Genomic DNA, 22,221 nt, shown 5'->3' with positions numbered 1-22,221 from the left:
CCCAAGGGTCGACGCGCGTCAACCGTGTCCCGGAAGACATCAGGTCCCCGCCGGAGCACCGACGGGGACCTCCCGGGGTACGGCTCAGTCGTTCGGGACGATCTCGTAGCGCGGAGTGTTCTCCGCCATCTGCCGCAGCGCGTCCTTGCGGTCGCGCTTCGAGAGGCGGTCGATGTAGAGATGGCCGTAGAGATGGTCGGTCTCGTGCTGGAGGCAGCGCGCGAAATAGCCCGTGCCGCTCACCTTGACCGGCCGGCCCTTGGCGTCCTGGCCGCGAACCACCGCGTAGTCCGGACGCGGCAGCGCGGCGTACGCCGTCGGCACGGACAGGCAGCCCTCGTTGGAGTCGTCCAGATGGCGCTCCTCCGGCGGCAGTTCTTCCAGCACCGGGTTGCAGATGGCGCCGACATGGCGCACACCGTCGTCGTCCGGGCAGTCGTAGACGAAGACCTTGAGGTCCACCCCGATCTGGTTGGCGGCCAGCCCCACGCCCTCGGCCGTGTGCTGGCTGGCGAACATGTCGTCGATCAGCGCGGCGAGCTTGTCGTCGAACTCGGTGACGTCCTGGCACTCCCGGTGGAGCACGGGGTTTCCGACGACGGTGATCGGGCGGGACGTGCCGCGCTCGCGGTGCGCCAGCTCCCGCGCCTCGGCGTCCTCCGTGTCCACGACGAACCCGTGCTCGTCCACGGCGGATCCGTCCTCCGGCTCCGCCCCGGAGGCTCCACTGTCGATCCGCTGGTCCGTCTCCTGCTGCGCCATGTCCGCAGTACGCCTTCCTCGGTTCCCGATACTGCCTGCACGATGTGCCCGTACAGCCTAACGGCCTCCCCCACGACAGGGAGTGGATCAGCGAGCGGGGCCGTGCGATTCCGTGTGCGGCGTGGTCGTCCCGGTCACCGAGGCCCGCGTCGGCCCACACCCCAGCATGGCGGGGCCGGGGGCGCGGCGCTCAGCAGACTTCTTCGAGATCGCGCCACTCGCGGCTGTCCGGACTGTCGGCGACCCAGCCGTCGAGCAGGCCGCGGACCAGTCCGGGCGGCGCGGCGATGCCGCATTCGCGTTCCGGCGCCCACAGTTCACCGGCCGTACGGTGCCCCAGCGGTCCCGGATGGCCCGGCTCGCTGTGGTCGTGCGGGTCGAGATGTTCGCCGTCGCCCTCGGCGCTCGGCATGCGGCTCTCCGAGCAGGCCCGGCAGAGCAGACGGACGGAGGACGACCAGTCCTCGGCCGCGAATCCGGCGTCGGCGGCCAGCCGCTCCAGGGCGTCCCGGTCCTCCTCGGTCGCGGCCTCCAGCAGCACCACCCAGGTGGGCACGGGCGAGGGGGCCCACAGCTCGATCTCGTCGAAGACGGGGTACGCCCTGGTGGCGCCGTCCGAGGCGGCGGCCGTGGTGCGCTCGCCGTTCGGTACGCCGTCGTGCAGGACGACTTCGCCCCAGCGGCGGCCCGACGACGGCAGCGGAATCGACAACACCTCGATCCTGGCCGGGTCGAGCCTGCGGCCCCACACGACCTCGGCCTCACCCTCGGGCGAGAGCCGGACCGCCGCGCTGCCCAGCTCCATGCCGTCCGGCTCGGCGTTGGCCTCGACGCTGTGCGGATTGCCCGGCACCTTCAGGCCGTACGCCTGCCAGGCGCGGCGGGCCAGCGGCCAGTCCTGGAGGGCGGTGGCGGCGATCCCGACGTTCCACCAGTCCGGCGCGCCGGTCTCCTTGTCCAGCAGGGCGACGGCGCGCAGTCCCGCGGCGCGCGCCTGCTCCCAGTCGTGCCGGAACTTGTGCAGCAACGCCAGATTGAACCAGGACTCGGAGAGCCACGGCTCCAGATCCGCCGCTCGGGTGAGAAGCGCGCCCGCGTCCTCGTACCGGCCGTCACCGATCAGCGTGAACGCGCGGTCGGTGGCCTGCCTCCAAGAGGCGGAGGGCCGATGCCGTACCTTCCCGAAGATCCTCACGATTCCCGCCTGCCGGTCGCTCGGGTCAGTGCCCCCGGACACACTCTTCTTCGCATCCAACCATGCTCGGTCGGACGCCCGCTCATTACCCATGGGTTACCCTGCCCCACCAGCGGCCGGGCCACCTCGGGACAGGACCCGCGCCAGAGATTCCACCACTTCGGGCTGGTAGTCGTGCCCCGTCCCGAGCCGCAGCCTCTCCAGTGCGCTGAGCGGGCCACTCGCACTGGCACTTTCCCCGGCCAGGTCGTCGTACGCATTGACGGCGCGGACAATCCGGGCGGGCAACGGCTGCTCCCGGTACGGATCCGCCTGCCGCTCCACCACCACCGCGACGGCGGCCGGGACCCCCGTCTGGCGGACCACCGCCCCACCGAGCAGGGCGATGCGCCGCTGCTCGGCGAACGGCAGCAGCGCGGTGGCGCCCTCGGGCACCGGGTCGACAAGGGAGAGCTGGCCGATGTCGTGCATCAGGGCGGCGTACTCCAGGACGGTCAGTTCGGAGCCGGAAAGACCCAGCTCGCGGCCGACCGCCCGGCTCAGCTCCGCGACCCTGCGGGCATGTCCGTGCGGCGTGTAACCGGCGATCTCGGTGGCGCGCGCGAGGGAGGCGATGGTCTGCCGGTAGGTCGTGCGCACCGCGGCGTACCGGCGGAAGGAGAGCTGGGTCAGCAGCAGCGGCACACAGAACACCGGCAGCGCCCACAGGCCCGCGACGGCGGCGGCGAGCGCGATCACCACTCCGGTGGCACACACGGCGGACCCGATGTGCAGCAGCGCCCGCAGCTCGTCGCGGAGCAGAGGACCGAAGGGGTGGCGGGTGCGGGCCCGCAGTATCAGGGCGGCCAGGACGGCGTCGCAGAGCGCGGTGAGCACCAGCAGCAGAAGCAGCAACAGCGCGTAGAACGGCCCCTCACCGCACCGCTCCCGCAAATCCTCCGCGTTGTAGAGCGGCTGGAAGCAGAGGGCCGCGAAGCCGACGGTCAGGATCCGCCGGGCCATGTGGTCGAGTGCGGGCCCGCGGCCCCTGGCCACATGCGGTACGGCCCCCGCGAGCGCTGCCGCGACCACGACGGCGACGGTCTGGAGCACGCCGTGGGTGGTCGCGCGGCCGGCGTTCTCCCCGAGCAGCGCGTACGCGAGCGCACCGGCCGCACCGAGCGGCGCGGGCTCCCGCTCCCCGGGAAGCGCGCCCCAGCGGGCCAGTTCTCCCACGGCGATCAGCACTCCGAAGGCGAGCGCGGTGCGGGGTTCGGCGAGTCCGTGCCAGAAGGTGTCGCCGAGCGCGGCGACGGTCAGCAGCCCGCCGGCCGTGTACACCCCGACGACGGTCAGAGGTGCCGATTCCCTCCTGCCGGACACCGGCCGGGACGCGGTCGCCGTCATCCGCGGCCGCCGCGAGGTGTCCGGCCGGCCGCCGGGACGTTTCCGCGCGGATCAGGAGGCCGCACCGGGACCTGGTTCCGTAACGCGCTCGCCGTCGGCCCGGCGTTCTCCTCGTCCGCCGTGACCGCCGTCCGCCAGCCGTGCCGGTCCAGGGCCCGCACCAGCGCGCCGACCATGTCCGGGTCGAACTGCGTCCCGGCGCACCGCTCCAGCTCCGCCACCGCGGTGTGCACCGGCCGCCCCCGCCGGTACGAGCGGGTCGACGTCATCGCGTCGAAGGCGTCGGCCACGGCCACCACCCGGGCGAACTCCGGGATCTGCCGGCCGGCGAGACCGTACGGATAGCCGCTGCCGTCCAGCCGTTCGTGGTGGTGCAGGATCGCCGCACGCGCCTCTCCCAGGAATCCGATGCCGCGCACCATCTCGTGTCCGTACTCGGGATGCAGTTCGATCACTCGTCGCTCCTCGGGCGTCAGCGGCCCGTCCTTGCGCAACACCCGTGTGGGGACGCCGAGTTTGCCGACGTCATGGAGGATGCCGGCGAACCGCAGCACCTCGATCCGCTCCCGCTCCATGCCCAGCTCCTGGGCGATCATCACGGAGGCGTGCCCGACCCGCTCGCTGTGCCCACGGGTGTATTTGTCCTTGATGTCGACGGCCTGGACGAGCGCCCTGATGGTGGCCTGGTGGGCGGCGCGCTCACGGTGGTACTGGGCGAAGACCCAGGAGGAGATGTACATGGGCAGCAGCACGAAGAGCGCGGCGGGCGGCCCGTAGGGGCTGCGCCACAGGACGGCCATCATCAGCCCGGCGAGGCCGTGCGCGACATGCGGCGCGAGCGAGCGCGACAGCAGCCCGCGCCAGGCGGTGCGCAGCGGCAGCCGCTCGGCGGTGGCGAGGATCCCGCCGTCCAGCGCGGACAGCACCAGACAGAAGGCGAGGGCCGCGGCGCCCGCGGGCAGCAGGACATACGGGAAGTCGGGCGTCTTGAGGCCGTATCCGCCGCCGCCGAGCGCGACCGGCCCGCCGAAGAACACCTGGGCCCGCGCCGCCGCCCAGGTGGCCACGGTGAGCTGCGCCGCGCGCCAGATCCGCCGGGCGGTCCTCGGGCGCTGTTCGACCCGGCCGATCAGCGCCCCGGGTACGGCGACCAGCGCGGCGGCGGCCGGCGGCAGCAGAAAGGCCGCGGCGAGCAGCACGGGAAAGAACGATCCGGCCATGACCGGCGCCGAGCCGCTGAGCAGACGGCCCCGGAAGCGGCAGCGGGCCGGCATCTCGCAGAAGGCGTACAGCGCGGCCAGCAGCGCCAGGGCCCCCCAGGGCGTACCGGGGCGCAGCACCGGAAGGACACAGACGACCGCGCAGACTCCGACGCCCAGGATGTATACGCGTGCCCCACCCGGTATGGCCCTCACCCGTCCCCGCCCCTCTCGGTCCCGCCCCGAAACAGAGGGTCAGGCTAGCGAGTTGGCGGGCGTTCAGCGCTTGTGCGAAGGCGATTCGCACCAACGGGTGACAGCGGTATGACGCACGGCGACGTGTGCGTGTATGTGCGCGCCTGTGTGCCGCGCGACGCGCGGCACACAGATCCATTACTCCTTGGCGACGCCCGGAAGATCCGCGCCGGCCGTCGACACTTCCTTGTCCGGCACGGACTGGCCCGACCTGATCAGATCGATCCGGCCCATGACCTTGGCCCGCAGATCGGTCGGTACGTCGTCCTGCCCGCAGCACCGCTTGACCAGCTTCTTCACGGCCTGCTCAAGTCCGTACTTCTCCAGGCACGGCGAGCATTCCTCGAAATGCACCTCGAACTTGGTGCAGTCGCTGTCGGGCATCTCATGGTCGAGGAACTCGTAAAGGTGGTCGAGGACCTCGGCGCAATCCGTCTCATGCGGCTCTCCGCAGCTCATGAGTCCGAACCTTTCCGATCGTCCGACGACTCTCCGACACCCGCCGGGACAAGCCCGCGGTCACGGGCGTAATCCTCCAGCATGCCGCGAAGCTGACGGCGGCCGCGGTGCAGTCGCGACATCACCGTACCGATGGGTGTTCCCATGATGTCCGCGATCTCCTTGTACGCAAAGCCCTCGACATCGGCGAGATACACCGCGATGCGGAACTCCTCGGGGATCGCCTGCAGCGCGGACTTCACATCGGAGTCCGGGAGGTGGTCGAGCGCCTGCGACTCGGCCGAGCGCAGCCCCGTCGACATGTGCGACTCGGCGCGGGCGAGCTGCCAGTCCTCGATCTCCTCGGCGGCACTGCGCTGAGGCTCGCGCTGCTTCTTGCGGTACGAGTTGATGAACGTATTGGTGAGGATGCGGTACATCCAGGCCTTGAGGTTGGTGCCCTCGCGGAACTGGTGGAAGGAGGCGTACGCCTTGGCATAGGTCTCCTGCACGAGGTCCTCGGCATCGGCCGGATTGCGCGTCATGCGCAGCGCGGCCGAGTACATCTGGTCGAGGAAGCCCAGCGCATCCCGCTCGAAGCGGGCGTTGCGCTCGGCAGCGCTCTCTTCGATGTGGCCGTCATCGGTCCCTGTGACCGGACCCACCTCCTCCAACGCTGTGGTGGCTCCGAATGCGGACCCACTCGAATCGGAGAATAGTCGACCTTGTGGCGACGGGGCCTGTCGGTCCGTCCCGCCGACCGCCCGCGCAGGGGCGGTCTTCGGCGCCGAAAGCACCGTCCACTCCAGGTCAGCGGCCTCCGAGCGGCGCGGGCAGATGGTCGAACCCATGCGACGGACTCCCTCTCGATGCTCTCTCTCACTGATATTTCTCACAACAGTGGCCCCACGCTCGTCATTCCCGGAGCGCCCCGAGCCAGTTCATGACACCTCCGGTGAGGATCCCCAGGGCCTCGTCGCCCGAGACGGGAGCCCTTTTGGGCACGGCGAAACCATGATCGGCGTCCGGCACCTCCACCAGGTCGTACGCGCCGCCGGGGAATTCGGCGGGCTTGCCGAAGGGGTCGTTCCCGCCCTGGACGACCAGGGTGGACACCCCTGACTCCAGCAGCTCGGCGGCCCGGGACTTCTCCGGCCTGCCCGGCGGATGCAGCGGGAAGCTCAGGGCCAGTACGGCGCGGGCGCCCAGCTCGCTCGCCGTACGGCAGGCCACCCGCGCTCCGGCGCTGCGCCCTCCCGCGACGACCGGCAGCCCCGGGCGCTCCAGCGCGGGCCACAGCGCCCGCCAGCCGGTGTCCAGAGACCTGGGCGCGGGTGCCAGCCGCTTGCCGGCCACCCGCCAGGGCTGTTCCACCAGGGCGACGGTCACACCGAGCGCGGGCAGGGCACCGGCGAGGGCCTGGAGGTCACGGGCCTCGATCCCGCCGCCCGCGCCATGGCCCAGCGCGAGGACGAGCCGGGGCCGCTTCGCCCGGTGCCAGGTGATCCGGGCGTCCCCGGCGGGTGTCCCGACGGTCTCCCGCTCCGGCCCGTTCGCCGTGCCGTCCGTCCTCTTGCCGCCGGGCGTCCCGTTCGCAGTCTCGTTCGTCACCCGGCCATCCTGCCGTGCGGACGGGCCGCCGCCGGGGAACGCGTCGCGCGCGGCCGGACCGCCGGCTCCCCGGCCGCCCCCGGCCCGCTCAGAAGAGCGTGCTCTCCTCCGGCGCGGCCAGCTCCTCCAGCAGCTCCGGCCCGTTGTTCCGGACATTGCTCACCGCCGTGGCGACCGGATACGCCCGCATCAGCCCGGCCGGCGGCGGGGCCAGCAGCCCGCGCAGCTCCTCGGGGTCCGTACGGGCCGGGTCCAGCCAGGCGTCCCAGCGGTCCGGGGTCAGCATCAGCGGCATCCGGGGATGGATCTCGGCCAGCGAGCCGGGGCCTTCGGCCGGGGCGACCGCCAGGGGCGTCGTCTCCGCCTCGGTGGTGATCACCGAGCAGGTGGCCCACCAGGCCCCCGGATGATCGTCCGGCAGCGTCCGGTCACGCCAGAACTCGTACAGTCCGGCCAGCGCCATGACCGAGCCGTCGGCCGGTGTGACGAAGTAGGGCTGCTTGCGCGGGCGCTTCTTCCGGCCCTGCTCCTCAAGCTGCCGCTCGTCGGAGCCGGTGACCCACTCGTAATAACCGTCGGCGGGCAGGATGCACCGGCGGGAGACAAAGGGACGGCGGAACGACGGCTTCTCGTGCACGGTCTCCGCCCGCGCGTTGATCATCCGCGCCCCGCCCTCGGGGGTCTTCGCCCAGGACGGTACGAGGCCCCACTTCAGTCTGCGGAGCTGGCGAACCGGAGCCGGATCAGCGGCGTCTTTCACCGGACGCTCCAGAACGGCGTAGACCTCCTTCGTCGGAGCCACATTCCAGTCGGGCGCGAGGGTCTCCTCGGGCTCCCACTTCGCTACGCCGAAGAGTCCCCGCAGATCCTCTGGTCTCCGGCTGGCCGCATACCTTCCGCACATGAGTGCCAGACTGCCACGACGTCCACCCGGCCGAGGAGCCCGCCCGAAAAATGATCAGCATTGTCTTCGCCCCGATCGGCGATCTCTGGGATCGCGTCTTCGGCACCCAGCCCGCCCCGGACCGGTGGCTGGTGGCGGTGACGGCGGCGCTCGCGCTCGTCGCCGTCATACCGCGCCCGCTCTGGCGGCTCTCCCGCAATACGATCACCATCGCGCACGAGGGCGGCCACGGGCTCATAGCCCTGGTCACCGGCCGCCGTCTCGACGGCATCCGGCTGCACTCCGACACCTCGGGGCTGACCGTCAGCCGGGGCAGGCCGACCGGCCTCGGCATGATCCTCACGGCCGCCGCGGGCTACACCGCACCGCCCCTGCTCGGTCTGGGCGGCGCCTGGCTGCTGGCCGCGCACCACATCACCCTGCTCCTCTGGCTGGCGACGGCGCTGCTGATCGCGATGCTGGTGATGATCCGCAACGCGTACGGCGTGCTCACCGTGGTCCTCACCGGTGCCGCCTTCCTGCTCGTCTCGTGGCTGACGAGTGCCGCCGTCCAGTCGGCGTTCGCGTACACCGCCGTCTGGTTCCTGCTGCTCGGTGGCGTACGCCCGGCCTTCGAGCTCCAGTCCAAACGCCGGCAGGGCGGCGCCGGGGACTCCGACGCCGACCAGCTCGCGCGGCTGACACATGTGCCGCCGGCGCTGTGGCTCTTCCTCTTCCACGCCGTCTCGCTGTGCTCGCTCATCGGGGGCGGGCGCTGGCTGCTGGGCCTCTGAGAGCGCCCTGCGAGCGCCGTTCACTCCGTCCGGGCGCGGGCCGCCGGGCCGTGATCCTCACGCGCCTCCACGCACCCTTATCATCCTTCGGTTAAGTCCTGGTTTCGTCGCATTTGGCAAGGATCCCGCTCGTTCAAGAGCCACTAAAGTGTTGGCCATGACCGAAAGCTCCGTGCAGCCCGCCCTCTGGCCCGCCCCCCACGCAAACGGGGCCGTCGAAGCGACGGTCACCGTGCCCGGATCCAAATCGGTTACCAACCGGGCGCTGGTCCTCGCCGCACTGGCCGCCGAGCCCGGCTGGCTGCGCCGTCCGCTGCGCTCCCGTGACACGCTGCTGATGGCGGACGCGCTGCGGGCCATGGGCGTCGGCATCGAGGAGACGGTGTCGTCCAGCTCCGCCGTCGCGGGCGCACCCGGTCCCAGCGGCGAGGCGTGGCGCGTGATCCCCGCCGGGCTGCACGGCCCGGCCACTCTCGACATCGGCAACGCCGGCACGGTGATGCGCTTCCTGCCGCCCGTCGCGTCGCTCGCCGACGGCCCCATCCGCTTCGACGGGGACGCCCGGTCCTACGAACGTCCGCTGCACGGTGTCATCGACGCGCTGCGCGCCCTCGGCGCCCGTATCGACGACGACAACCGCGGCTCGCTCCCGCTGACCGTGCACGGCGGCGGCGCGCTGGACGGCGGCGCGGTGGAGATCGACGCGTCCGCGTCCTCCCAGTTCATCTCGGCGCTGCTGCTCTCCGGCCCCCGCTTCAACCAGGGCGTGGAGGTACGGCACATCGGTTCGGCCCTGCCCTCCCTGCCGCACATCCGGATGACCGTCGACATGCTGCGCGCGGTCGGCGCCCAGGTCGACGAGCCGGAGACCGGCGGTGAGCCGAATGTCTGGCGGGTCTCCCCCAGCGCGCTGCTCGGCTGCGACCTGACCGTGGAGCCGGACCTCTCCAACGCCCAGCCGTTCCTCGCCGCCGCCCTGGTCACCGGCGGCCGGGTGACCATCCCCGACTGGCCGGAGCGGACCACTCAGCCGGGTGACGCGCTGCGCGACATCTTCACCGAGATGGGCGGCTCCTGCGAGTTCGGCATGACGGCCGAGGGCAGCAGCCTCACCTTCACCGGCACCGGCCGGATCCATGGCATCGACATCGATCTGAGCGAGGTCGGAGAGCTGACGCCCGGGATCGCGGCGGTCGCCGCTCTCGCCGACTCCCCCTCCACCCTGCGCGGCGTCGCTCATCTGCGGCTCCACGAGACGGACCGGCTCGCCGCGCTCACCAAGGAGATCAACGAGCTGGGCGGCGATGTCACGGAGACGGCGGACGGCCTGCACATCCGCCCGCGCCCGCTGCACGGCGGCGTGTTCCACACGTACGACGACCACCGCATGGCCACGGCCGGCTCGATCATCGGTCTCGCCGTCAAGGGCGTGGAGATCGAGAACGTGGCGACCACCGCCAAGACTCTCCCCGACTTCCCCCGCATGTGGACCGGCATGCTCGCGGGAGCGGGAGCCTGACGCGATGCGCCGCTACGGCAAGAACCCGGACGAGGACGACATCCGCTCCCGCCCGAACCCGAAGGGCAACCGGCCCCGTACGAGCATCCGGCCCAAGCACGAGGACGCCTCGGAGGGCATGGTCCTGACCGTCGACCGGGGCCGGATCACCTGCCTGGTCGACGACCGCGTGGTCCTGGCCATGAAGGCGCGGGAACTGGGCCGCAAGGCCGCCGTGGTGGGAGATCAGGTCGGCCTGGTCGGTGATCTCACGGGCAAGAAGGACACCCTGGCGCGCATAGTCCGGATCGAGAAGCGCCGCTCGGTGCTGCGGCGCACGGCGGACGACGACGACCCGTACGAGCGCGTGGTCGTCGCCAACGCGGACCAACTGGCGATCGTGACCGCGCTCGCCGACCCGGAGCCGCGTCCCCGGCTGATCGACCGCTGCCTGGTCGCCGCGTTCGACGGGGGCCTCGAACCACTGCTGGTACTGACCAAGTCGGACCTGTCCCCACCGGACGAGTTGCTGGAGACCTACCGGACCCTCGGCATCCGCTACGTCGTCACCCGGCGTGACGAACTGGCCAGCGGCTATGCCGCGGACCTGGTGCGCGAATACCTCGACGGCCGGGTCACGGCCTTTGTCGGGCACTCCGGCGTCGGCAAGACGACGCTGGTCAACGCCCTGGTGCCGGAGGACCGCCGACGGATCACGGGCATCGTCAACGCGGTCACCGGCCGCGGCCGGCACACCACCACCTCGGCGCTCGCGCTGCCGCTGGCCAAGGCGGAGGGCTGGGTGATCGACACCCCGGGCATCCGTTCCTTCGGACTGCACCACGTCGATCCGTCCCGGGTGATCCTCGCCTTCCCCGATCTGGTGCCGGGGACGGAGGGCTGCCCCCGGGCGTGCAGCCACGACGAACCGGACTGCGCGCTCGACGCCTGGGTCGCCGAGGGCCACGCCGATCCTGCCCGGCTCTACTCACTCCGGCGACTTCTCGCCACGCGGGAGCGGCACGAGGGTGACTGACGCGCATACGTTTGCGGTCCACCGGCGCTGGTAAGTGCATAATCGCACCGAGTAACACCGCTGGGACCAGGCAGTCACGGACGCGGGAGGGGCTTTCACCATGGCGTGGCTGCTGGTTGTGGTCGCCGGACTTCTGGAGACGGGTTTCGCCGTCTGTCTCAAGCTCTCGCACGGTTTCACCCGGCTGTGGCCGACCATCGCCTTCGCGAGCTTCGCGCTCGGCAGCTTCGGCCTGCTGACGCTCGCGCTGAAGAAGCTCGATGTCGGTCCGGCCTACGCGGTGTGGACGGGCATCGGCGCGGCGGGCACCGCGATCTACGGGATGATCTTCCTCGGCGATGTGGTGTCCGTCCTGAAACTCGTCTCGATCTCACTGGTGATCATCGGCGTCATCGGCCTCCAGCTCTCGGGCTCGGCGCACTGACCCCCGGCCCCGGCTCGCCGGCGTCGCGGGCCCGGCGCACCGGCGGCGCGAGGGCCGTTGCGGTGACGGCCGCGCGGGGCGGTTGACGCGCGAGCGCGGATGCCGCGGCCCCGTCGGCTTCCGGCCCGGCGGACCCCGTGGCCCACCGTCCGAAGCTGTGGATACTGTGACGACCATGCCCGACTACCACGATGATCTGCGTCTCGCCCATGTCCTGGCGGACGCCGCCGACGCCGGGACCATGGACCGGTTCAAGGCTCTGGACCTCAAGGTCGAGACCAAACCGGACATGACCCCGGTGAGCGAGGCCGACAAGGCGGCCGAGGAGCTGATCCGCGGCCAGCTCCAGCGCGCCCGGCCGCGCGACGCGATCCTGGGCGAGGAGTACGGCGTGGAGGGCACGGGGCCGCGTCGCTGGGTCATCGATCCCATCGACGGCACCAAGAACTACGTCCGGGGCGTACCGGTCTGGGCGACGCTGATCTCGCTGATGGTGGCGGGCGAGGGCGGTTACGAACCGGTCGTCGGCGTCGTCTCCGCGCCCGCGCTGGGCCGGCGCTGGTGGGCGGCGAAGGGCGGCGGCGCCTACACGGGCCGCAGCCTCTCCTCCGCGACCCGGCTGCGTGTCTCCGACGTCTCGCGCATTCAGGACGCGTCCTTCGCCTACTCCTCGCTGACCGGCTGGGAGGAGCAGGGGCGGCTGGACGGCTTCCTGGACCTGACCCGGGCCTGCTGGCGCACCCGCGGTTACGGCGACTTCTGGCCGTACATGATGGTCGCCGAGGGCTCCGTGGACATCTGCGCGGAGCCCGAGCTGTCCCTGTGGGACATGGCGGCGACCGCGATCGTCGTCCAGGAGGCCGGTGGCAGCTTCACCGGTCTCGACGGGCGCCCCGGGCCGCACAGCGGCAACGCGGCGGCCTCCAACGGCGTGCTCCACGAGGAACTGCTCGGCTATCTGAACCAGCGCTACTGACACGCCGCCGCGCCGGGGCCGTGCCCGGCGCCCGGGTCGCGTCGCCGCGCCCCCGACCGGCGGCGGAGCGCGTGAGGCGGCTGTGCGGCGTTTGTCGGTTTTTTGCACGCCCCTCGCCGAGCGCCTACCGCCCCCTTGTTGACTTCGCGCAAGGGTGTCACGCTGAGAGTCTCCCCACTTGTGAACTTGTGAATCGTTTCTCAGAGGTCTCCCCGGGTCCGCCAGAGGGGCCGCCCGGGGACGGTTCGCCAAGGAGGTGGCTCCACCCCATGCTTGTCCGTGACGCCATGAGTTCGGTGGTCCTGACCATCGGGCCCGCGCATACGCTCCGCCAGGCGGCCCGGCTGATGTCGGAACGCCGCGTCGGCGCCGCCGTCGTCCTCGACACCGACCACTGCGGCATCGGCATTCTCACCGAGCGCGACATCCTGAACTCGCTCGGCGCGGGCGAGAGCCCCGACTTCGAGACCGCCTGCACCCACACCACGACCGATGTCGTCTTCGCCGCGCCCGCCTGGACGCTGGAGGAGGCCGCTTCGGCCATGTCCCACGGCGGATTCCGCCATCTCATCGTCCTGGACGACCGCGAGCCCGTGGGCATCGTCTCCGTACGCGACATCATCCGGTGCTGGGCACCGGACAGGCGCGAGGCGGCGGTGCTGGCCGGCTGAGGCACGCACCCGGCCCGCCGGAAGCGAGGCACCCCGGCCCGGGGCGTCAAGCTCCCGGGTGCCCCAGGTCCGCGGCGACAACAGAGGACAACAGAAGGGGCCGGATCCCGAAGGACCCGGCCCCTTCCGTTCGGCTGAGCCGTCAGCCGCGCAGGGCCTGGACCGCGGCCTCAAGACGCTTGCCGAAGTCGCCGTCCGCCTGGCGGAAGTTGTTCACCGCGCGCTCGGCGATGTCGTCACGCGACACCTTCGAGATGAACTGCGCGAGGTTGTCGACCAGACGGCCCTTCTCGTCCTCGGACATCAGCCGGTAGAGGTTGCCGGCCTGGACGAAGTCGTTGTCTTCGGCGTGCAGCGGCGCCTCGTGGTTGCCGGTGCCACCGCTGACCGGAACGGGCTGCCACAGCGGCCTGTCCGTCTGGAACGGACCGCCGAAGCTGTTGGGCTCGTAGTTCTTGGTGCCCTTGTGACGGCCGTCGTACAGGTAGCCGTCACGGCTGTTGGTACGCGCCTCGGTGGCGTGCGGACGGTTCACCGGCAGGTGGTCGGCGTTGATGCCGACGCGGTAGCGGTGGGCGTCGCCGTACGCGAAGAGACGGCCCTGGAGCATCTTGTCCGGGGAGGGACCGATGCCCGGCACGAAGTGGGCCGGAGAGAAGATCGACTGCTCGACCTCGGCGAAGATGTTCTCCGGGTTCCGGTTGAGCTCCAGCTTGCCGATCTCGATCGGCGGGTAGTCCTCGTGCGGCCAGACCTTGGTCAGGTCGAACGGGTTGAAGCGGTACGTGGCCGCCTCGGCCGCCGGCATGACCTGCACCTGCACGGTCCAGGACGGGAAGTCACCGCGCTCGATGGACTCACGCAGATCGCGCTGGTGGCTGTCGGGGTCCATGCCGGAGAGCTGGTTGGCCTCGGCGGTGGTGAGGTTCTTGATGCCCTGGTCGGTCTTGAAGTGGTACTTGACCCAGAAGACCTCGCCGGCCTCGTTGTTCCACTGGTACGTGTGCGAGCCGTACCCGTTCATGTGACGGAGCGTCGCCGGGATGCCGCGGTCACCGAACAGCCAGGTCACCTGGTGCGTGGACTCGGGCGAGAGGCCCCAGAAGTCCCAGACGTTGTCCGCCTCCTGCGAGCCGGTGTACGGGTCGCGCTTCTGGGTGTGGATGAAGTCGGGGAACTTGATGGCGTCCTTGATGAAGAACACCGGGGTGTTGTTGCCGACGAGGTCGTAGTTGCCCTCTTCGGTGTAGAACTTCAGCGCGAAACCGCGCGGGTCGCGCACCGCGTCCGCCGAGCCGAGGTTGCCCGCGACGGTGGAGAACCGCAGGAACGTCTCGGTCTGCTTGCCGACCTCGGAGAGGAACTTCGCCCGGGTCCACTGCGAGACATCACGCGTGAGGGTGAAGGTGCCGTACGCGCCGGCGCCGCGCGCGTGCACGATGCGCTCCGGGATGCGCTCACGGTTGAAGTGCGCGAGCTTCTCCAGAAGCGCCTGGTCCTGGACCAGAACGGGACCGCCGAGGCCCGCGGTCTCACTGTTCTGATTGTCGGCTACCGGTGCCCCGGCCTCCGTAGTGAGCGGTCCCTGCGTCACGTGCGCCTCCTGCGTCATTACCTGCAAGTCCTGTCCCTTGGCGTTTGCCAATTCCGATCCTACGATGGACGTTGTCTAAGTCAAGCAAACATCCAAAGTCACACTCATTCGGGACCTGGGTCCCCTCACTGCTAGGCTGGTCCTATGAGTGACCTGTTGGAACGACTTCGCGAACGCGGCTGGCGCATGACCGCCCAGCGGCGGGTTGTGGCCGAGGTCCTCGACGGGGACCATGTCCACCTCACGGCCGACGAGGTGCACGCGCGCGCCGTCGTCAGGCTTCCGGAGATCTCCCGGGCGACCGTCTACAACACGCTGGGCGAGATGGTCACGCTCGGTGAGGTGATAGAGGTGTCGACGGACCGCCGCGCCAAGCGCTACGACCCGAACGCCCATCGGCCGCACCAGCACCTGGTCTGCGCGCGCTGCGGCACCATCCGCGACGTCCACCCCACCGGGGACCCGCTCTCCGACCTGCCGGACGGCGAACGCTTCGGCTTCACCATCTCGGACGTCGAGGTGACCTACCGGGGCACCTGCCCGAACTGCGCCGCCGCCTGAGGACGGCGCGTTCTCCAACACGCGACCTGCGGCCACATCGAACGCCAGAAGCCCGGAAACACCGGAGGCCCGGATCTCTTTCGAGATCCGGGCCTCCGATTTCAGTAGCGGGGACAGGATTTGAACCTGCGACCTCTGGGTTATGAGCCCAGCGAGCTACCGAGCTGCTCCACCCCGCGTCGTTGAACGCAACACTACGTCACGCCACCGACCAGCGCAAATTCATATACGCGACACCTCTCGTATCCGCGAGCCGAGGCACGCGATCGGCACCCGCGACGCGGTGCCCGCGCGAAGTCCGTCCTCAACTGTCAGACCCGGCCGCTATGTTCACCTGCGGGAGTCCACACTCGAACACCTGCGCGATCCCTCAGGGCCGCCGGGCGCCGGGCCGTGGACCCGTATGGCCGTACAGACAAATGGAGGACACACCCATGCGAATAAGGCACCTCGCCCGCGCCGGCGCCGTGGCACTCGCCGTTGCCTGCACTCTGATCACCGCCACCACCTCCGGCGCGGCCGGCACCGCCCAGGAGGCCGCCTGGGAGATCACCCCCGGCGCCGACGCCGCGGAGACCTTTCTGGGTTCGATCTCCTCCGTCGGCCCGCAGTTGGCCTGGGCGAGCGGTTCGAAGGACGGCGCCGGGCTCATCCTGCGCTGGAACGGCACCACGTGGGCCAAGGACCCGGCGCCCGGCCTGCCCGCGGTCTGGGAGTGGTCATCGGTCAGCGCCGTTTCCGCCACCGATGTATGGGCCTACGGATTCGTCTCGCTGACACCGAAGCTGTTCCACTACGACGGCACGCGGTGGACGGGCGTGCCGGTCGCCAGTGATGTCGACACGAGTTTCTGGACCAGCGTGCCGGTCAAGGCCGTGCCCGGACGTCTCTTCATGGGCGGCACCAGCCTGCGCACCTGGACGAACGGCACCTGGGAGACCTTCGGCCTGCCGTCGAACGTCCATATCCGGGACATCGACGCGCTCTCCGCCGACGACGCCTGGGCGACCGGAATGGTGTATCCGGCGAGCACCGGCCGCGCCGTCGTCTACCACTGGGACGGCGCCAGCTGGACCCAGGTCGAGCAGCCTCCGACGGTCGGCACCGAAATCGACCAGGTGAGCGAGGAGTCCCCGGACAGCGTCTATGTGTCCGGCTACGCGCGGGACTGGGAGGACGCTCCCAGCATCGCGCACTGGAACGGCACCGCCTGGGAGGACATCACCGGGCCGATGGAAGGCTTCGAACTCCATGGCATGACCGTCGACGGCGTGGGCGGCCTGTGGGTCGCCGGGCGGGACGCCGACATGAGCAAGCCGGCGTTCTGGCGCTATGACGGCACCTCCTGGACGCGGGAGCTCGGAAAGACCGCGTCCATCGACGATGTCGAGGGCATGGAAGGCAGTTACGTCTTCGAAGACATCACGACGGTCGACGGGACGGGTGCCCTCTGGGCCATCGGAACGTACGGCGTCCACAGCCCGACGTTCCCTCCCACGACCTACGCCCTGGCCGAGCGGTTCACTCCCGGAACACCGGCGGCCGGGAGAGACTGACGCACCTGGCCTTTCGCACTCGGCGCCCCGGCCCTCTCACGAGAGTCGGGGCGTCGCCGTACGGGCCGCCCCGGCCCGCACGGGATCAGGCGGTGAGCTCCTGGTGCAGCGCGTCACGCAGCCGTGCCGCGCGCTCGGCCACCTCGCCGGGGCCCAGCTCGACGGCGCGTGCGCACCAGCGCTGCCCCTCGGTCAGTTCGCCCCGGCGGGCGGCGAGCAGCGCCAGCCGCAGCGCGGCCCGGCCGTGACCGGCCTGAGCGGCCCTGGTCCACCACAGCGCGGCCTCACGCTCGCCGCCCTCACGCGCCAGCAGCAGGCCGAGGTTGAAGGCACCGCTGCTGCTGCCCGCCTCCGCGGCCTCCCGGTACCAGCGCGCGGCGCCGGTGATGTCGCCACGGCCCGCGGCGAGCATGCCGACGCGCACCTGGGCCCGCCGGTGCCCCTGCTCCGCGGCCCGCTCGTACCACTGCTCGCACTCGCTCTTGACGTTGTACGGCTCACCGAGCGCGGGCGATCCCGGGGGCGGCTGTCGCGCGTCCAGCAGAGTGGCCAGCCGGAAGGCCGCCTCGGCGCTGCCGCCCCCGGCGGCGCGGCGCAGATGGAGCTCCGCCGACTGCTCGTCACCGTCCCGCAGGCAGGCGATGCCGACCTGGAGGGCCGCCTCCGTGTGGCCGGCCGCCGCGGCACGCTCGTACCAGCGCAGGGCCGTACGGTCCTCGTCACGTCCGGCGTGGAGGATGCCCAGGTTGAACGCGGCGTCCACGCTGCCCGCCTCGGCGGCCTTGGAGAACCAGGGCTCGGCGCCGGTCGGGTCGTCGGCCTGCAACAGCAGGACGGCGAGGGCGTTGGCCGCCTCGCGGTGGCCCGCGTAGGCGGCCTGGCGGTACCACTGTTCGGCCTGGACGGTGCGGTCCTGGGCCGCGCAGAGCAGGCCCAGGTTGTACGCGCCGTTGATGTCGCCCGCGCCCATCGCGGCGCGGTACCAGCGCTCGGCGGTCTGCGGCTCGCCACGGGCGGCGTGGAGCGCGCCCAGGGCGTTCGCGGCGTTGCCGTTGCCGTCCTGCGCGGCGCGCAGCCACCAGATCGCGGCGCTCTCCTCGTCACCGGCGTCGCGGAGCAGGAAGCCGAGGGCGCACGCGGCCCGCGCCTCGCCCTCCTTGGCCGCCATCAGATACCAGCGGCCGGCCTCCTTCAGCTCGCCGCGCTTCTCCAGGATCGCGCCCAGATACAGCGCCGCCCGGCGGTGACCGCGCGCGGCGGCCTGCCGGTACCACTGCGCGGCCTCGCTGATGAGCGAGGACGCGCCGGATGTGGCACCGGCGGCGCCGGTACGCCCACGGGCACCGGAGGCCGGAGCCGTGCCGGCCGGGGCGCCGCCGGGGCGCCCGCCACCGGCGGTGGCCTGGCCCGGTACGGACCGGCCCAGGCGCAGCCGTCCCGAGGTGGGCGGGCCCGTACCGCTGCTGTAGGCCGGGTCGCCGCCGGTGCCGGCCGCCTCACGGGCCCGGCGCTCCAGCGCGCGTGCGAGCCGGTACGACGCCTCCCGGTGTCCCTGCTCGGCGGCGGCGCGCAGCCACCGCTCGGCCCCGACGTCGCTGCGGTGCTCCAACAGATCGGCGAGGGCATAGGCGCCGAGGGCGTGGCCCTGCTCCGCGGACTGGCGCAGCCAGTACTCGGCGGCCGGCTCGTCACCCAGCTCACGGAAGTGCCGGCCCAGCGCGTGGGCGGCGGCGGCGGACCCGGCGACGGCGGCGATGCGCCACCAGCCGGCCGCCTCGTCCGCGTAGCCGCGCTGGTGCAGGAGGACGCCCAGGTTGTTGGCGGCGGCGCGCTCGCCCTGAGCCGTCGCGGCGCGCAGATAGGGCTCGGCCCCGTCGAGATCACCACGGCGCAGCAGCAGGGCCCCGAGCGCGCTCATCGACGCCGTGTCACCGGCGTCGGCGGCGCGCCGGTGGCGCGCCTCGGTCTCGGCATCGCTGGTCTCCTCCGGAGCGGCGGCGCGCCGGGCAGCCGCCGTACCGGCCGGATCCGCAGTGTCGGCGGCGGCGTCGACGGCGATGGCCCTGGGCGCACCGACGGCACTGACGGCGCTGTGATCATCTTGTTGCACAAACCGCCCTGTCTCCAACAGAGTTGTCCTATCCCCCATAAACTCCATCGTCGCACCACCTACCACCCACGTACAGCAGGTATGCCGCGACCCGCTAGGTCACTTCAGCGTTTTGTCGACATGCCCACAGAGAGATAAGCCAAACGCGCTCGGGGTCAACTCACCCGACCCGCACCGCAGTTCGCACGAACGCACGACAAGGGCCCGGATCCTGATGGATCCGGGCCCTTGACTTTGAGTAGCGGGGACAGGATTTGAACCTGCGACCTCTGGGTTATGAGCCCAGCGAGCTACCGAGCTGCTCCACCCCGCGTCGTTGTGTCCCAACCGTACCACGACGCGGAGTGATGCCTGCTCAGCCGCTGTCGCCACCGCCGTTCCCGCCGGTCGCACCGGCTCCGGAATCGGCCTCGGCAGCCCGCCGCAGGGCGTCCTGGAGGGCCTCCTGGGCCTTCCCGTACGCCGTCCAGTCCTGCTGCTTCAGCGCCGCCTCACCGTCTTCGTACGCCTTCTGCGCGTCCGCGATGGCCTGCTTGAGCGCCTTGTCACCGGTGGCCGGCGGCTTCGGGGTCTCGTCCGTCGGCGGTGGCTGTGTCGTTGCCGGCGGCTCGGAACTCTCCGCTCCGAAGACCGCGTTCAGCGCCTCGCCCAGGGTGTCCTTGAAGACGGGCTTGCCTCCGTAGGAGACGGCGACCTTCTTCAGCAGCGGATAGTTGGCGCTGCCACCGCGCGCGTACACCGGCTCGATGTAGAGGAACCCGCCGTCGAGCGGCACCGTCAGCAGATTGCCGTACTCGATGTCCGAGTCGGTGCCCCGCAGGTTTCTGACGAACTCGGCGACTTCCGGTACACCGTTCAGCTCGCTCTGCACCTGTTGCGGCCCCTGCACGGTGGAGGTGACGCTCAGGACTCTGATCTTGCCGTAGTCACCGCTGGTCGCGTCGGCGTCCACCGCCATGAACGCGCCCAGATTGGGGCGTCCGTTGGGCGTGAAGGTGGTGGTCAGCGAGAACTTCTGCCCCGTCTGACCGGGCATCCTGACGCTCAGGTAGTACGGCGGGACCGCGTTGCTGTCCTTGGTGGTCGGGTCGTCCGGCACCTGCCACGCGTCACTGCCGCTGTAGAACTGCGCGGGGTCCGTGACGTGATAGCGGGTGAGGAGTTCGCGCTGCACCTTGAACATGTCCTGCGGATAGCGCAGATGGGCCAGCAGCTCGGAGTTGATCTCGGCCTTCGGCTTCACCGTGCCCGGGAACGCCTTCATCCAGGTCTTGAGCACCGGGTCCTTGGTGTCCCACTGGTACAGGTTGACCGAGCCGTCGTAGGCGTCGACGGTGGCCTTCACCGAATTCCGGATGTAGTTGACCTGGTTCTGCTGGGCGACGACCGCGCGCTGATTGTCGGTCAGCGAGTCAGCGGTGGTGTCGCCGAGGGTCGTACGGGACGCGTAGGGATAGCCGTTCGTCGTCGTGTACGCGTCGACGATCCACTGGATGCGGCCGTTGACCACGGCGGGATAGGCGTCGCCGTCGATGGTCAGCCAGGGCGCGACCGCCTCGACGCGCTCCTTGGGCGTGCGGTTGTACAGAATCCGCGAGCCGTCACCGATGGCGCCGGAATACACCATCTGGGGCTCGCTGAAGGCCACGGCGTAGGCCGCGCGGTTCAGCGGATTGGAGAGGCTGACGCCGCTCTTGCCCCGGTAGCTCGTCGTCCGCTCGCCGTTCTTCTCGTAGTCGAGCTCCTTCTGCGGGCCGCCCACGATCGAGTACTGCTCGGTCTTCTCGCCGTAGTAGACGCGCTGTTCGTACCTGCCGAGCTGACCGGTCGTCGGCAGGCCGGACTCGATGAAATCGGGAGCGCCGACGGTGCCGTCGTTCTCGTTCGTCACCGTGTTCGTGCCCTTGGACGCGATCACTCCGTACCCATGGGTGTAGGTGAAGTGGTCGTTGATCCAGTTGCGCTTGGGGATACCGGTGATGTTCAGCTCGCGCAGACCGACCACCGTGTCCTGCGGCTTGCCGTCGGGACCGGTGTACCGGTCGACGTCCAGCGTGGCGGGGAACTGGTAGTACTTCCGCTCCTGCTGGAGCTGCTGGAACGCGGGCGAGACCACATTCGGGTCGACCAGCCGGTAACTGGCCGCGGAGTCCGCCGCCCTGCGCTGCTCGGCCTTCCTGTCAGGGTTGCCCTTGCCGCCGTAGTCCTGCACATCGGCGCCGTCGATGCCGTACGCCGCGCGCGTGGCGTTGATGTTCTTCTTGATGTACGGCGATTCCTTGGCCTGCTCGTTCGGCTGGACCTGGAACTTCTGCACGATCGCCGGATAGAGACCGCCGATGAGGATCGCCGACAGCACCATCAGACCGAAGCCGATCACCGGTAGCTGCCAGGTACGGCGCCAGAGCGTCGCGAAGAACAGCGCGGCGCAGATGACGGCGATGCAGAAGAGGATCGTCTTCGCCGGGAGATAGGCGTTGGCGTCGACGTACCGCAGTCCGGTCCAGTTCCCGGCCGCCTTGAAGTCGCTGGACTTCACCGCCAGGCCGTACCGGTCGAGCCAGTAGGCCACGGCCTTGAGCGAGACGAACACGCCGATCAGCACCGAGAGATGACCGGTGGCCGCCCCCGTCGCACGCGCGCCGGGGCTGGTGACGCGCAGACCGCCGTAGAGGTAGTGCGTCACCGCGGCGGCGATCAGTGAGAGCACGGCCGCCGCGAAGCCGAAGGCGAGAAGGAAGCGGTACCAGGGCAGGTCGAACGCGTAGAACGACACGTCCATCTTGAACTGCGGGTCCTTCTGGCCGAAGGACACCCCGTTCACCCACATCAGCCAGATGCGCCACTGCCCGGCGGCGGAGGCGCCGGCGATCAGCCCGACCAGGGCCGTGACCGCGAGGAGCACCCACTTCTTGTACGGGGCGATCCCCATCCGGTACCGGTCGAGGTTCTGCTGCTCCATCGACATGGCGCTCAGCGGCGGGCGCAGCCGGTACGCCAGCCAGATGTTCAGGCCGACGGCGAGGGCCATCAGCAGTCCGAAGACCGCGAACAGTCCGATCTTGGTCCACAGGGTGGTGGTGAAGACCGACGAGTAGTCGACCGAGCGGTACCAGAGCCAGTCGGTCCAGAACCCGGCGAACATGACGAACAGCATGGCCAGCACGGCCAGCACACCCAGTGTCATGAGCAGGGTCCGGACCCGCCGAGACGGCCGGCCCACTCTGATCCGTGGCCCGGTCGGGCCTCCGCCGCGGTCCGGCATCTGGAAA

At 70.6% G+C, this 22,221-nt stretch carries 19 protein-coding genes and 2 tRNA genes; 8 read left to right on the top strand and 13 right to left on the bottom strand.

The features are described 5' to 3' along the window. Window positions 1-84: 84 nt before the first annotated feature. From def to ABZ707_RS14175, 8 genes are all read right to left on the bottom strand, one after another. Window positions 85-762 (bottom strand): peptide deformylase, encoded by a 678-nt coding sequence (gene def / locus ABZ707_RS14210; RefSeq protein WP_360173063.1) that lies wholly within the window; start codon window positions 760-762, stop codon window positions 85-87. Window positions 763-952: 190 nt separating this feature from the next. Continuing rightward, a complete protein-coding gene (locus ABZ707_RS14205; RefSeq protein WP_360173060.1) occupies window positions 953-1,957 on the bottom strand; it encodes a hypothetical protein in 1,005 nt (334 codons plus the stop codon). A gap of 96 nt (window positions 1,958-2,053) precedes the next feature. Next, window positions 2,054-3,343 (bottom strand): HD domain-containing protein, encoded by a 1,290-nt coding sequence (locus ABZ707_RS14200; protein ID WP_360173057.1) that lies wholly within the window; start codon window positions 3,341-3,343, stop codon window positions 2,054-2,056. After that, window positions 3,340-4,758 carry an HD-GYP domain-containing protein gene (locus ABZ707_RS14195; RefSeq protein WP_360173054.1) on the bottom strand — a complete coding sequence of 473 codons (1,419 nt, stop codon included), beginning with the start codon at window positions 4,756-4,758 and terminating at the stop codon, window positions 3,340-3,342. The genes ABZ707_RS14200 and ABZ707_RS14195 overlap by 4 nt, the downstream gene beginning before the upstream one ends. A 177-nt stretch (window positions 4,759-4,935) precedes the next feature. Beyond that, complete coding sequence (rsrA, locus tag ABZ707_RS14190) at window positions 4,936-5,256, bottom strand: mycothiol system anti-sigma-R factor (protein WP_360173052.1); 321 nt, start codon at window positions 5,254-5,256, stop codon at window positions 4,936-4,938. Continuing rightward, the gene (locus ABZ707_RS14185) at window positions 5,253-6,086 is read right to left on the bottom strand and encodes a sigma-70 family RNA polymerase sigma factor (protein ID WP_360173049.1); all 834 of its coding nucleotides are present in this window, start codon (window positions 6,084-6,086) and stop codon (window positions 5,253-5,255) included. Before ABZ707_RS14185 ends, rsrA begins: the two co-directional genes overlap by 4 nt. Before the next feature lie 64 nt (window positions 6,087-6,150). Next, a complete protein-coding gene (locus tag ABZ707_RS14180; protein WP_360173843.1) occupies window positions 6,151-6,741 on the bottom strand; it encodes an alpha/beta family hydrolase in 591 nt (196 codons plus the stop codon). A gap of 193 nt (window positions 6,742-6,934) precedes the next feature. Then, entirely contained in the window at window positions 6,935-7,750 is an 816-nt protein-coding gene (locus ABZ707_RS14175; protein ID WP_360173046.1) for an SOS response-associated peptidase, read from the bottom strand. Between the two features lie 50 nt (window positions 7,751-7,800). Here ABZ707_RS14175 and ABZ707_RS14170 point away from each other — a divergent pair, with 50 nt between their 5' ends. The 6 genes from ABZ707_RS14170 (at window position 7,801) to ABZ707_RS14145 (ending at window position 13,128) form a co-directional block, all read left to right on the top strand. Further along, entirely contained in the window at window positions 7,801-8,523 is a 723-nt protein-coding gene (locus ABZ707_RS14170) for a M50 family metallopeptidase (protein ID WP_360173043.1), read from the top strand. Between the two features lie 157 nt (window positions 8,524-8,680). Further along, a complete protein-coding gene (gene aroA / locus ABZ707_RS14165) occupies window positions 8,681-10,042 on the top strand; it encodes a 3-phosphoshikimate 1-carboxyvinyltransferase (RefSeq protein ID WP_360173040.1) in 1,362 nt (453 codons plus the stop codon). 4 nt (window positions 10,043-10,046) lie between these two features. Continuing rightward, the gene (gene rsgA, locus ABZ707_RS14160; protein WP_360173037.1) at window positions 10,047-11,057 is read left to right on the top strand and encodes a ribosome small subunit-dependent GTPase A; all 1,011 of its coding nucleotides are present in this window, start codon (window positions 10,047-10,049) and stop codon (window positions 11,055-11,057) included. Between the two features lie 100 nt (window positions 11,058-11,157). After that, a complete protein-coding gene (locus tag ABZ707_RS14155) occupies window positions 11,158-11,481 on the top strand; it encodes a multidrug efflux SMR transporter (protein WP_360173034.1) in 324 nt (107 codons plus the stop codon). A 175-nt stretch (window positions 11,482-11,656) separates the two neighbouring features. Further along, window positions 11,657-12,457 (top strand): histidinol-phosphatase, encoded by an 801-nt coding sequence (gene hisN / locus ABZ707_RS14150; protein WP_360173031.1) that lies wholly within the window; start codon window positions 11,657-11,659, stop codon window positions 12,455-12,457. Between the two features lie 269 nt (window positions 12,458-12,726). Continuing rightward, window positions 12,727-13,128, top strand: coding sequence for a CBS domain-containing protein (locus tag ABZ707_RS14145; RefSeq protein ID WP_360173028.1), 402 nt, complete (start codon window positions 12,727-12,729; stop codon window positions 13,126-13,128). Window positions 13,129-13,270: 142 nt separating this feature from the next. Here the strand turns inward: ABZ707_RS14145 and ABZ707_RS14140 are convergent, their stop codons facing one another. Next, complete coding sequence (locus ABZ707_RS14140) at window positions 13,271-14,740, bottom strand: catalase (RefSeq protein WP_360173025.1); 1,470 nt, start codon at window positions 14,738-14,740, stop codon at window positions 13,271-13,273. A gap of 126 nt (window positions 14,741-14,866) precedes the next feature. On the opposite strand from ABZ707_RS14140, the gene ABZ707_RS14135 reads away from it, so the two are divergent. After that, window positions 14,867-15,283 carry a Fur family transcriptional regulator gene (locus ABZ707_RS14135; RefSeq protein ID WP_360173022.1) on the top strand — a complete coding sequence of 139 codons (417 nt, stop codon included), beginning with the start codon at window positions 14,867-14,869 and terminating at the stop codon, window positions 15,281-15,283. 105 nt (window positions 15,284-15,388) lie between these two features. Here the strand turns inward: ABZ707_RS14135 and ABZ707_RS14130 are convergent. After that, window positions 15,389-15,462: transfer RNA gene (locus tag ABZ707_RS14130), tRNA-Met, on the bottom strand. Between the two features lie 255 nt (window positions 15,463-15,717). Between ABZ707_RS14130 and ABZ707_RS14125 the strand changes: the two genes are divergently transcribed. Beyond that, on the top strand, window positions 15,718-16,839 hold the full coding sequence (locus tag ABZ707_RS14125) for a hypothetical protein (RefSeq protein ID WP_360173019.1): 1,122 nt from the start codon (window positions 15,718-15,720) through the stop codon (window positions 16,837-16,839). An 85-nt stretch (window positions 16,840-16,924) separates the two neighbouring features. On the opposite strand, the gene ABZ707_RS14120 is transcribed toward ABZ707_RS14125, so the two are convergent. The 3 genes from ABZ707_RS14120 to ABZ707_RS14110 form a co-directional block, all read right to left on the bottom strand. After that, window positions 16,925-18,997 (bottom strand): tetratricopeptide repeat protein, encoded by a 2,073-nt coding sequence (locus tag ABZ707_RS14120; RefSeq protein ID WP_360173016.1) that lies wholly within the window; start codon window positions 18,995-18,997, stop codon window positions 16,925-16,927. Window positions 18,998-19,188: 191 nt separating this feature from the next. Then, window positions 19,189-19,262: transfer RNA gene (locus ABZ707_RS14115), tRNA-Met, on the bottom strand. Window positions 19,263-19,304: 42 nt separating this feature from the next. Beyond that, the gene (locus tag ABZ707_RS14110; protein ID WP_360173840.1) at window positions 19,305-22,214 is read right to left on the bottom strand and encodes a UPF0182 family protein; all 2,910 of its coding nucleotides are present in this window, start codon (window positions 22,212-22,214) and stop codon (window positions 19,305-19,307) included. Window positions 22,215-22,221: the final 7 nt, after the last annotated feature.

It is taken from the genome of Streptomyces sp. NPDC006923 (genome assembly GCF_040635655.1).
Lineage (GTDB): Bacteria > Actinomycetota > Actinomycetes > Streptomycetales > Streptomycetaceae > Streptomyces.
The sequence above is the reverse complement of the archived record's forward strand: the minus strand, read 5'-3'. Positions and strand labels throughout refer to the sequence as shown.

Coding starts and splice junctions, on each gene's coding strand:
- def (WP_360173063.1), bottom strand. CDS start 762: ATGGCGCAGCAGGAGACGGACCAGCGGATCGACAGTGGAGCCTCCGGG.
- ABZ707_RS14200 (WP_360173057.1), bottom strand. CDS start 3,343: ATGACGGCGACCGCGTCCCGGCCGGTGTCCGGCAGGAGGGAATCGGCA.
- rsrA (WP_360173052.1), bottom strand. CDS start 5,256: ATGAGCTGCGGAGAGCCGCATGAGACGGATTGCGCCGAGGTCCTCGAC.
- ABZ707_RS14185 (WP_360173049.1), bottom strand. CDS start 6,086: ATGGGTTCGACCATCTGCCCGCGCCGCTCGGAGGCCGCTGACCTGGAG.
- ABZ707_RS14175 (WP_360173046.1), bottom strand. CDS start 7,750: ATGTGCGGAAGGTATGCGGCCAGCCGGAGACCAGAGGATCTGCGGGGA.
- ABZ707_RS14170 (WP_360173043.1), top strand. CDS start 7,801: ATGATCAGCATTGTCTTCGCCCCGATCGGCGATCTCTGGGATCGCGTC.
- aroA (WP_360173040.1), top strand. CDS start 8,681: ATGACCGAAAGCTCCGTGCAGCCCGCCCTCTGGCCCGCCCCCCACGCA.
- rsgA (WP_360173037.1), top strand. CDS start 10,047: ATGCGCCGCTACGGCAAGAACCCGGACGAGGACGACATCCGCTCCCGC.
- ABZ707_RS14155 (WP_360173034.1), top strand. CDS start 11,158: ATGGCGTGGCTGCTGGTTGTGGTCGCCGGACTTCTGGAGACGGGTTTC.
- hisN (WP_360173031.1), top strand. CDS start 11,657: ATGCCCGACTACCACGATGATCTGCGTCTCGCCCATGTCCTGGCGGAC.
- ABZ707_RS14145 (WP_360173028.1), top strand. CDS start 12,727: ATGCTTGTCCGTGACGCCATGAGTTCGGTGGTCCTGACCATCGGGCCC.
- ABZ707_RS14140 (WP_360173025.1), bottom strand. CDS start 14,740: ATGACGCAGGAGGCGCACGTGACGCAGGGACCGCTCACTACGGAGGCC.
- ABZ707_RS14135 (WP_360173022.1), top strand. CDS start 14,867: ATGAGTGACCTGTTGGAACGACTTCGCGAACGCGGCTGGCGCATGACC.
- ABZ707_RS14125 (WP_360173019.1), top strand. CDS start 15,718: ATGCGAATAAGGCACCTCGCCCGCGCCGGCGCCGTGGCACTCGCCGTT.
- ABZ707_RS14120 (WP_360173016.1), bottom strand. CDS start 18,997: ATGGAGTTTATGGGGGATAGGACAACTCTGTTGGAGACAGGGCGGTTT.
- ABZ707_RS14110 (WP_360173840.1), bottom strand. CDS start 22,214: ATGCCGGACCGCGGCGGAGGCCCGACCGGGCCACGGATCAGAGTGGGC.